The sequence below is a fragment of the Cupriavidus sp. YAF13 genome, assembly GCF_052113425.1.
GTDB lineage: Bacteria > Pseudomonadota > Gammaproteobacteria > Burkholderiales > Burkholderiaceae > Cupriavidus.
This window is the reverse complement of sequence record NZ_JBFRDD010000105.1, coordinates 1-10,134: the sequence shown is the minus strand read 5'-3', so window position 1 is coordinate 10,134 and position 10,134 is coordinate 1. Positions and strand designations below refer to the sequence as shown.

Genomic DNA, 10,134 nt, shown 5'->3' with positions numbered 1-10,134 from the left:
ACAATATACAAATGTCCTTGTACAACGGAACTTTATCTTTCTATTTCTTGCTCTTTCCTTCTCATTTAACCTCCTGTAGGAAAAATATAGTCTTTATGGAAAAAAGATGATAATATTGATTTGGAGCTATTTTTTCGTTACTTGTTATACGTGTGAACCCTGTAAAAAAGCTATTTCATTTCTATGCAAAGCCAATGCCCATAGAATGAGATGGCTTTTTTTGTGTATATAAAACTATTCATTTTTACTCGAAGCTTTTAAAAAATAGTTTTTATAAAAGAAGGAGAAATTTAATGCTAACTAGATACGAACTCCTATTATTCAACAGAGAACTCTTATACTTAATACAACAACACTCTACCTGTACTGATTCTAGTTTGAAGGAGACCTTATTAACTCAAATTGTCCTTATGCTTAGTGTTCTTAATCAAACGTTTTAAAGCTTTTATTGATATTATCATCTTTCAATTTCTTGATCTTGCCTTTTATTTCTTTTTTGGACTCCACCTACATGTTGAAAAAACGAGATCTGCTTCATCTTCTCGACATTCTTATCTATCCAATTCAATGCTTTTTCCTTCCAAGCTTTCAATGTCTTATTCTCTTTCTTTAATTCATTAACTTGCTGATTGGCTTTATCAAGATCCTCTTTTGGCACATAATTTTCTATATAGTCAACATTCATCTTCGTCAGGGTATCATTCGCTTTATTTGCCTGTACAAGCTCTCTTTTCGTTTTCTCATGTTTCTGATTCTCAATCGTTAAATCGTCGCTTAGAGAGCTTATATGAGCCTTATATTCGCTATCTAGTTCTCTTTTAACCTCTTCTTTCAACTTCTCTTTCTCATTCGCAGAGAAATCTCGTATCAACTTCTGCCTCATCAAATGCTTAGCCTTTTCAATTTCTCTATCCTGATGAACAAGGTGCATACTTAAATCTTCTCTTACACTCTCTAATTGCTGTGTTAACACCTTATTCTCTTTCATCATTTTCCCAACTTCTTGGCTTAATGCATTTGTACGCTTATGCTCGGCCGCCAGCTTCTCCTGCAATTCTTTTGCGAGATCAACGACACAATGAAAATCAGCTTCTTCGACTTTCACTTTTGAACCAAGCATACCTTTACTTACTTCAATTTCAACAGATTTACGACAAAGCTCTTCAATACTCTGATCACTACGTATATCAACTAATCCCTCTTCCTTTAGGTTCCGTAAGTTATCCATTCTTTGAATCTCTTTTTCCTTGAAGATTAGTTGTTGGTCTAAGTTGTTTAGCTCTTTTTGTCGTTCTTCTTTCTTAAATTCATGAACACTTTTATGCTGCAGCTCGCTCGGCTCGCCACGCTCAATGTCATAACCACGTTTGTTCATGTAGTTATGAAAGTCATCCTGAATTCGACGAATCTTCGTTTTGCCATGAAAATAGTCTTTCGCGGCCAAGCGTCGATCTTCCGTAATTGGTACAAAGCCCACGTGCATATGTGGCGTTGATTCATCGTTATGTACCGTAGCATATAAAATGTTCTGCTGACCATACTTGCCAGCTATATGGTCCAGTGATGCTTCAAAATATTTACGCTGCTCGTCTGGCGACATTGCATGCATGTATTCCGGACTGGCCGACACAAAGAACTCTGCGACCAGGACCGCATCATTCCGAATTTTTCGTTTCACACGGGTGGCCGTCATCTTCTTAATTTCTTCATGGTACTTAATTTTGTCCTCATTCACAAAGTCATAGTTAAGCATCGTTTTGTTTGAATCGATATCTTTATTTTTACTGTTCTCGCCTTCTCGTTGGTTGTGTTTCTGGATACCCAATATTGCGTCTTTGTGGAACTTTTGCATGCGGATAATCCCATATTTGGCCATCCCTCAATCCCCCATTTCGACCACTGTTCTTAGGTCCAGCATACCACAACTTGAGATTTGGTGTAACGCACTACACCAATTTTTCATCTTCGATAAAATTGGGAGCGCGCTCTACGAGGTGGGCGGTCGGAATTCCTCCCTGTGTTTGGCTCCGCCAAAAAGAAAAAAGACATCCTTCACGGATGCCCTTTTTCTATAAGACCGTGGACGCCGTCCACCACCTGTAAGGGGAACTCTTCCCCTTAACCCCATCAAAAAAACTCCCCCAACCCCCTCACTTTTTGAGGGGGCTCCCTCGCCGGTTGGCGTCAAACAAACGGGGTTGTTTGAGTGCCAAGAGGGTCTTGGTGTAGTGACATTGTCAATTCCTTAATGCTCCCTACGGTCCGCTTACCATTGACAATGGCCAAATTTAGAATACCACTCTCTTTTACAGTTAAATCATAATTCAGTTCGATCACTTGCTTCTGGTGGCCTTTCTATCCATCCTCTTTCAATCATAATATTTCCCCAACTAGTAGTAAGTTTTAAATCTCTTAGAATCGATGCTTCACAGTGTCCTACTACATCAATTCTCATACTGACAGACATAGTAACCGAATAATATATCATAGCTAAATTAAACATAAACCCGGCATGAAATAGCATTAATTTATCTGAAAAAGGTGCGATCTTAGAATTTGTAACTTCTCTGTCTAATAACGGTGGGGTATGGAGACCTCCTTCATGTAACAGTGAAGAAAAAAGACCTATATGCTTATTAACTAAATTTAAACCATCCTCCATAAACTTACGTATTTTTTTATCTTGGCTTACCTGCTGAAATCCGAGAAGAATAGCTTTTGCTGAAATACTTTTCTTTAAATCAGTATATATATTTCCTGCCTCCATCGAATTTAAAGGTCTTTTCTTTCCCAATATATCCATTGCATATCCTAATTCTGTTATGTACTCGACACCTCGGGGCATTGAAAAATAAGGATCTCTTTCATAAAGGCCCTTAGATAAGAGAATATCAATTGATCTGTTATAAACATCCATCGCGTCCATATTACATTGATAATAAAGATCCCTAATATCTTTCCGAATAGAACTACTAAATGACATGCTATGTCCTGATAATCCATGAATCGTCATAACATGTATGTAATGTAACCAAAGTGAATCCGTGAATAAAGGTGGAGCTTCCAAATTTACATCTTTATCTGTAAAACCATTTGGTAGAGGGAAATTTTCTGCATTTAAGATTTTTTTTAACACTTTGAGATGTTTTTGAGATAGTTCTAAACAAAATCCAAAAAGAGAATGAACTTCAGGATCTTTAACAGTTGCTAATACATATTTACTGATGCAAATTGCCATCGTTTCCCTCATATATTGAACCCACAGACTTGTAATTTCTGAAGAGGTTAATCTAGTATCATTTTTCTTATTCAAATTACTTACCTCCATAGCATATAAACTATATCGTTTAGTTTGCCCTGGAAGTATTTATTTATGAAAATGAGCTTATCGGCTGCCGCTTCGCACCCAATACGCTCATTTGAAGATACCCCATAGTAGCTTGGCCGCTTTAAAAAATAAAAAGCAAGAGGATACCCTTTTGCTTTTTAAATACACATTATTCATTTACACATCGTAGGTTGGTCAATCAATAGAATAGGCTGTTCAACTTTGGCATTTGTCATTTGTTCCTGAACAAAGATCCATATAGCAAGGTTGATCACGACGGCCATCAGTAGAAAACTTCTATTTTTACTAATAAAGGTTTCCTCCTTTAAGTCATAGTCACAACAAAGGCCGCCCATTATGTATCATCCTATAAGGTGGCCTTTGTTGTATGTATGCTATATGTTTACTCTAAGAATCAGGACATTATCTCTCATAATCCTTTATTTTTCACCACAGTTATCTCTGTTACAGTGGAAACTAGTCCCACAAAAGGGCGGCCATATAAAAATTCAGTGCCTGGGCAAATCGGAATGATCTGAAATCATCTCGGTTTACCCAGGCACTTTTTTAAATTCTGCTTATAATGATAAATTAGTTAAGTCTTTAATTTGGCATTCAACTAGAGTTTTAATAATGTGAGAATCAATCGTATATTACATTTTTTCCTTCTTCAGTTAACTTTTTTAAAGATGTAAGCATATGATTTATTTCTTCATCGGAATGCCTTTCCCATGAACCTAATTCAGCTACTATTTTCAAAGGAGATTTAGATCTATAAGAACGTGTTGGGTTTCCCGGAAATTTTTTGTCAGTTAAATTCGGATCATTTTCAAAATCGCCTAATGGTTCTACAATATAAATTCTCTCTTTTGAATTAGATCTTGCTAATTCAGCACCCCATTTAGCAGCGTTTAATGTTCCGGTAAAATAGATATGGTTAGATTTTTTATCCTGATAATTGGATAAGTACAATGGTTCAAGCAGGTCTCCAATCTTCAGTTCTGCTTTAGTACCATGAAAAAACGGACCAGGATCTAAGACATTTTTCTTGTCATTCATATAGCCACACCCTTTATACTTTTTGACTTGCGTATAACAGTATAAGGCTGGACATGAGTGAAAAAACAGTCTATAAATAATTTCCAAATAGAGTTATAATATAAGTAGAGAGTAAGATGTTATCGGAAATAACTCATTTAAATAAAAAAAGATTGCCAGCTGGCTGGCAGTCTTTTTTTATTTCCAAAATTCCCACCACTTCTTTTTTTCTTGAGCAGCAGCAAGTTGCTTTCTTGTTTCCTGAATTTCACGTATATGACTCATGTTTTGCTGATCCATACGTTCTACAAGCTTTTTATTAAATTCCATTTGTTCATGTAATTGTTTTTTTATTTCTTCAATACTTTGAGCCATATCATAAATTTTATCTTTGAACTCATGAGCTTGAACGGCCATTTGTGCAGGTTGCATGGGGGGCGTTCCTTGCCGTGCACCATAACGCTCAACCACTTCTAAAGATGCTACTTCTTTGGTTTTCCTTTGGACTTTTACGATTTGCTTAAATAGTTGTAAAGCGTTTAAGTCATGTTTAGTGAAAGCCCGACTATCATTCTCTCCTTTAACAAACTTATAACCTGTGGCCTCCAATTGAATACACCACTTTCTTAAAGTACTATCTGACACCTCAAGTTTCTTTGCTACTTCACTAGTCCAATAAGCTGGTTCTTGGCCAAGCTTTGCATCTGACATGCCGTTCCCTCCCGTGCACGCGTATTTATATAAATAGTTATATTTCTCATCTAAAATGTCCTTTAAAGAATAACAAAGAACGCCCCCCATGCACATCATTTTTTTACGTGCACGGGGGGCGTTCAACCCCAGTCAAGTACTGATATATCAATGTTTATACGCTCTATTATTTGATTAAATCATAACCATATTAAAACCAGATGCACGCCCCCCGTGCATGCCATTCACTTTAATTTTAAGTTATAACTTTACCCGTGCAACCCCGTTCGTTTTGGGGTGGCGTGCTGGCTAGGGGTTCGGGGACTAGTCCCCGTTTGTGTAGCTTATTTTTAGCAAAATTACTAACTATGGACGGATGCTCTGGCGGTTCGGCAGGTATAATGGCCGTCGCAAGCCGAGCATCTTTAACTTCGTTTTGGGTATGTTCGGCTTGGCGATATAACCACTCCTGCCGAAATTTAAAATACAAGGAGAAAAGAGTGGAGATTTTTTAAGTGATCTTCTTAAAAAATACTACTCGAACCTTGTATTTTAAATAGCCATTTTAATTTTATAGTTTTAACGAAAAAAGTATAAAAAGACCCTTGCAATTCTATCAGCGAATTGCTATTTAAATAGAGTGAGAAGAGACAAGTGCAAGAATGTTATTATATCAAGGTTTATGAGACATTAGGTGTTGCCAAAAAGCAACACCTGTGTTGCCAAAAAGCAACACCTAAAAAATGTAAAATCATATAAAAAAATAAAAGCAAGGGGAAAATCCTCCTTACTTTTAAAATAAATATATAGGTAGCTGGTGCTTTTTAGAGGATCCTTCAACTCTAAAATTCTTTAAAGAACGTTTAAATATCTTTTGAGTAACTTTATCAACATCGTCTTTTGCCGAACAACATAGAAGATTGGGGTTAACAAACCATGTACGACTTGTACAAATACGGCCATCCTCAGTAGTACTTCCTGTCTCCGCAACAGCTAAGATACCTTTTTTCATTAGACTATTCATCATAGAAGATACTTTAGATCTATCCCTTTTTAACTTTCTAGCTAAATAGCTTGGTGAGGCTGAATTAGAATTTACTTCTTCTTCATCAGATGATCTCTCTATAATAATATTTGTCTTAAATTCTACATAAGGAATTAGATCCATTAAAAACGCTTTTTCAGCATTAGTAAGATATTCTATTTCACTTAAATAATTATAATTGTCCATAATTATTTGCACAAATCTCACCCCATCAGTTTTTTTCTTTCGCTTACCGATGAAATAATTATCTCCAGTAGTCCTATGCAAGATTTCTAATAAAGTTTTTTGCTGATCTGCTGAAAGACCAACTTCAGCTTGGTTTATTAATTCTTCCAGCTTAGAATCTCTTACTCTGGCTTTCTTTTCGGCTTCATCTAATGCTTTTTTCATTTTTAAATTCCTCCATTTAGTAGTGGAAGGAACTAACCTGATTGTGTTAGAATACATTTATAAAGTTATGTAGTTGAAGGTTAATCCCTTCTTAATATTTTTTAGAGAAAGTCCTCGGAGTCGTCGAAAACTTGAGGGCTTTTTCTTATACCTAATTTTCTACCAAATCCTACACTTTTGCAAACCCTATTTGTAAAATAAACAAGAAAACTCACCTAAAATGTAGGTGAGTTTTTTAATCTAATAATCCTTTTTCTTTAAATACTTTTCTCAAAGCCTCATTCACTAATTCAGACTTGTAACTCTTAGGAACTCGATCAATAATACTTAACACATCATCGTCAAAATAAAAGCCTCTATATACCCTTTTAGAACGGTCTTTTGGATTCTGCAATAAGAGATCAATGGCATCTACTGTACTAGCATTTTTACTAGCTTTTTCAAAGCTATCGTTAGTACTTTCACTTTCATTCACATAGCTAACACTAGCTGCTATCTCGCTGTTAGTTTGCTTTTGTTCTGCTGGCATTTTATTAGTTTTAGAAATAAGAGTATTAAAATCAACTTCTAAAGGTTCTGGCTCTTCCCCAACATAACGATAAATACTTTGCTTACTGTCCCATTCATATCCTAGTTTCTTAATTCTTAATTGGATGGTACGAGTACTTACATCATACTGATCAGCTAATTCTTTAATTGTGATTTCTTTCATCATAATTCCATTTAACATCTTTTTTACCAGCATCATACTAGCCTCCACTTCCGTTTTAAAAGTATAGTACTAGTATTCAAATGCAAAATGATATTTCCTGCTATAACTTCTCTTACCTGTTAACATAAAACACGTTATAAGAATCCATAAAAAAAGAGAAGATCCTATTCTTAATCTTCTCTTTTTCTATATTTCAGTTGTTCCTCTTTATAAATAAAATTCATTATTAAACAAAATACTGCTACAAGCCAACCAATAAGAGGGGAATAAATAAAAACATTTGTTAATAACAATCCTCCACAAATAGAGATCACCGACAACATTAATAAAAAAACGTTAATATCTTCATTTTTATTCATATAAAACACCTCTCTAATTAATCAACTAAGTGAAAAAATAAAAGCTTTCCATCTCTTAATAAATGTTTCCAAAGCAAAAAAGGACATTTCTTTTATGCCCTGATCCCTTGTATCAGCCCCACCTACGCTAAATACTATGACAGCCACTCATGCCATCCAACCTATCTTTATTATAAATGAAAGCGATTACAAAGTAAAGTTGTTGTTTAAATATTCTGTTTATTTAATTGTTATATATTGAGTTAATCTCTATAGTTTCTAAACATATAATCTAACAATGGAATCTTTAAAGATTCCTAAACTTAGAGGAGGTGTAATTATGAAATTAAGGGGTAATTTAAATGCTTTAATTGGTGTCTGGTTTATTATCGCACCTTGGGCTATCGGTTATTCAGATCAATCAGGAGCTTTATGGTCAAGTATAATTTTTGGAATTATTCAAGTTATTGTATCTTTATGGGGCTATGACAAACCCGGMTGGAATTCATGGCAAAATTGGATCTCCGCGATTACTGGTGTCTGGTTTATAATTTTCCCATTTATCTACTCATTAACAAATGGAGAGGTTTGGTCAAGCGTAGTTCTTGGTTTAATCACGATTATATTTAGTTTATGGAACTTAGGATCTAATTCGGGTTCAAAGGCTGCTGGTTAAAAATAAAACGGATAGGAATCGACTATTTGAGCAAACTACCCAAGATGCTTTGTGCGCCCTGAGGCATCAAGCTATAGAGCCCAATTGTATAACATCCAAAAACAGAAAAAACTACCTTCCTAACTCCAAGGTAGTTTTTCTGTTTTTACGCTGTATACCATATACAAACGTAGTTAACATAATGTGATTTCTCGGCATTCATAAAAGATAGACATTAAGCATAATAGATAAAACAAAGGACCCAACAAATACTGTTAAGAAGGTGTTTTCTCAGAAAGACGGATGATTCTAAGAATACAAATTACATTCTATTCATTGACCTGTTTTTAGGTGAATTGTCTATGCGAATAACATTTAGCAATTTGAGCAAACTACCCAAGACGCTCTGCAACGTCAGCTAACGATTGATTACCATTCATGAAACAGAAAAAACTACCCTATCACACACCAGGGTAGTTTTTTCTGTTTTTAGGCTGTATATCGTATTCAATCTTAGTTAACATAATCACTATTATCAGAACAAAACTGAACCCAATAAGCTCGGTATTGATTAGATTCTAGACCAAAAGCATAGCCAACTCCAGTATCTATATTCACTTCAATACATAATAAAATTTCCATAATCAACGACAGTAATTTTACCTTTCTTGGATAACCTTATATTACTATTACCCATATCCCTAGGCTTGATTCCGGCATCGCGAAATTTGTTTTTTAATGGGATTAATTCTTTATTACTTATTTCAACGGGAACTTCAATGTCCATTTTTTTCATTATGATCCAACCATGTCCAACTTCTTTCACTCGGCAGAGGTGTTTTAGTAAATCAGCTCGACAATGGTCATATATTTTAAACTCCGTTTCATTACATTGAATCCCCTTCTTAGTAAGGGCTACTTTTAATACATATCCATTATTAAGATCAAAGACAATACGGTGGCGACCATTACCAATCTTTGGGTATGTCAACTGTAAGATTATATCAGCTTCGTTAGCCCTTTGACTTTTACTTGTATCCTTATAATGATGCATTTTTGATAGCCATAAATTAATAGATTGTATATCCCAATTAGACAAAAAAACACTCAACCTTAACTCTTCCTCCCTCCCTTTTTTTTCCTAAAATTATAGTTTATGCAATAGAAGAATGCCTTGACAGGGCGTTTGTATAAAGAAACAGAAACTATAAGCTTGATCTTTCCTAAAGAAAAAACAACCTACCACAACAAGGAGTTTTTTCTGTTTTTATGTTGTATAGAATATACAAAGTTAGTTAACATAATGTCTCTTTCCGGAACACAYCACAAAAAAGAACCCTTGTCGCAGAACGGTTCCGCCGAGGGTTCTTTTTCCGGAGTATGCAGCTTTTTATACATTCTTGATAGACCAACGTTTTTTCAGTAAGCGATTAGTGAAAGAATGTATAAAAAGTGCACCTTTTATTCATATGCTAAACACTTCAAATAATTGATTTTTTATCTAGATATGTTATAGTGACAATCCGGCTATTTTCCAATTAACCTTTTATCTAAAACCGTACATGTAGAAAAGAAAGCACCATTGTTACAATAACAATGGTGCTTTCTTTTCATATAAAAAATTTTTAGTATTAATTTGAGGCTACCTAATCTTTTCTAATTCATTTAACATATCATCAATGAATTGGCTAATTTCCACTGTATTCTTACTTGTAAACCCCTCTTCAAATGCCGTTTCAATTAAAGATTTTCTCTCTTTTTCAATCTCGACTGTTAAAGCTTCTTTTAAGATCACTTTATGAGACTCCAATACCCCCACACCCATTTACTTTTAATGGCAAAACTAAAACAAGGTTAATCACTCTTAGAACGATTAGATTAACCTTGTTTTAGTTTTGATTTTTTACTTTTATATGAATATCTTACAATATACAAATG

Annotated in this window: 10 protein-coding genes; 1 reads left to right on the top strand and 9 read right to left on the bottom strand. The window is 34.7% G+C overall.

Going from position 1 to position 10,134, the window contains the following annotated elements:
* Positions 1–457: 457 nt before the first annotated feature.
* From mobV to AB4061_RS39735, 7 genes are all read right to left on the bottom strand, one after another.
* Entirely contained in the window at positions 458–1,876 is a 1,419-nt protein-coding gene (gene mobV / locus AB4061_RS39765) for a MobV family relaxase (protein ID WP_057275182.1), read from the bottom strand.
* 441 nt (positions 1,877–2,317) lie between these two features.
* Positions 2,318–3,313 (bottom strand): DUF3231 family protein, encoded by a 996-nt coding sequence (locus AB4061_RS39760; RefSeq protein ID WP_057275181.1) that lies wholly within the window; start codon positions 3,311–3,313, stop codon positions 2,318–2,320.
* 657 nt (positions 3,314–3,970) lie between these two features.
* On the bottom strand, positions 3,971–4,387 hold the full coding sequence (gene arr, locus AB4061_RS39755; protein WP_057275179.1) for an NAD(+)--rifampin ADP-ribosyltransferase: 417 nt from the start codon (positions 4,385–4,387) through the stop codon (positions 3,971–3,973).
* Positions 4,388–4,564: 177 nt separating this feature from the next.
* The gene (locus AB4061_RS39750) at positions 4,565–5,077 is read right to left on the bottom strand and encodes a DUF3967 domain-containing protein (RefSeq protein WP_057275178.1); all 513 of its coding nucleotides are present in this window, start codon (positions 5,075–5,077) and stop codon (positions 4,565–4,567) included.
* Positions 5,078–5,849: 772 nt separating this feature from the next.
* Positions 5,850–6,491 (bottom strand): hypothetical protein, encoded by a 642-nt coding sequence (locus tag AB4061_RS39745; RefSeq protein WP_057275176.1) that lies wholly within the window; start codon positions 6,489–6,491, stop codon positions 5,850–5,852.
* 235 nt (positions 6,492–6,726) lie between these two features.
* Positions 6,727–7,239 carry an HTH domain-containing protein gene (locus tag AB4061_RS39740; protein ID WP_257128770.1) on the bottom strand — a complete coding sequence of 171 codons (513 nt, stop codon included), beginning with the start codon at positions 7,237–7,239 and terminating at the stop codon, positions 6,727–6,729.
* 134 nt (positions 7,240–7,373) lie between these two features.
* On the bottom strand, positions 7,374–7,562 hold the full coding sequence (locus AB4061_RS39735; protein WP_034656363.1) for a hypothetical protein: 189 nt from the start codon (positions 7,560–7,562) through the stop codon (positions 7,374–7,376).
* 277 nt (positions 7,563–7,839) lie between these two features.
* On the opposite strand from AB4061_RS39735, the gene AB4061_RS39730 reads away from it, so the two are divergent.
* A complete protein-coding gene (locus AB4061_RS39730; RefSeq protein ID WP_441641539.1) occupies positions 7,840–8,217 on the top strand; it encodes an SPW repeat protein in 378 nt (125 codons plus the stop codon).
* Positions 8,218–8,815: 598 nt separating this feature from the next.
* On the opposite strand, the gene AB4061_RS39725 is transcribed toward AB4061_RS39730, so the two are convergent.
* Together AB4061_RS39725 and AB4061_RS39720 are read right to left on the bottom strand one after the other, a co-directional pair.
* Positions 8,816–9,250: a hypothetical protein gene (locus AB4061_RS39725; protein WP_441641538.1), complete on the bottom strand. Its 435-nt coding sequence runs from the start codon at positions 9,248–9,250 to the stop codon at positions 8,816–8,818.
* Between the two features lie 588 nt (positions 9,251–9,838).
* Positions 9,839–9,991, bottom strand: a complete 153-nt coding sequence (locus AB4061_RS39720; RefSeq protein ID WP_441641537.1) for a Spo0E family sporulation regulatory protein-aspartic acid phosphatase — start codon at positions 9,989–9,991, stop codon at positions 9,839–9,841.
* Positions 9,992–10,134 lie beyond the last annotated feature (143 nt).

Coding starts and splice junctions, on each gene's coding strand:
- mobV (WP_057275182.1), bottom strand. CDS start 1,876: ATGGCCAAATATGGGATTATCCGCATGCAAAAGTTCCACAAAGACGCA.
- arr (WP_057275179.1), bottom strand. CDS start 4,387: ATGAATGACAAGAAAAATGTCTTAGATCCTGGTCCGTTTTTTCATGGT.
- AB4061_RS39750 (WP_057275178.1), bottom strand. CDS start 5,077: ATGTCAGATGCAAAGCTTGGCCAAGAACCAGCTTATTGGACTAGTGAA.
- AB4061_RS39745 (WP_057275176.1), bottom strand. CDS start 6,491: ATGAAAAAAGCATTAGATGAAGCCGAAAAGAAAGCCAGAGTAAGAGAT.
- AB4061_RS39740 (WP_257128770.1), bottom strand. CDS start 7,239: ATGATGCTGGTAAAAAAGATGTTAAATGGAATTATGATGAAAGAAATC.
- AB4061_RS39735 (WP_034656363.1), bottom strand. CDS start 7,562: ATGAATAAAAATGAAGATATTAACGTTTTTTTATTAATGTTGTCGGTG.
- AB4061_RS39725 (WP_441641538.1), bottom strand. CDS start 9,250: ATGCATCATTATAAGGATACAAGTAAAAGTCAAAGGGCTAACGAAGCT.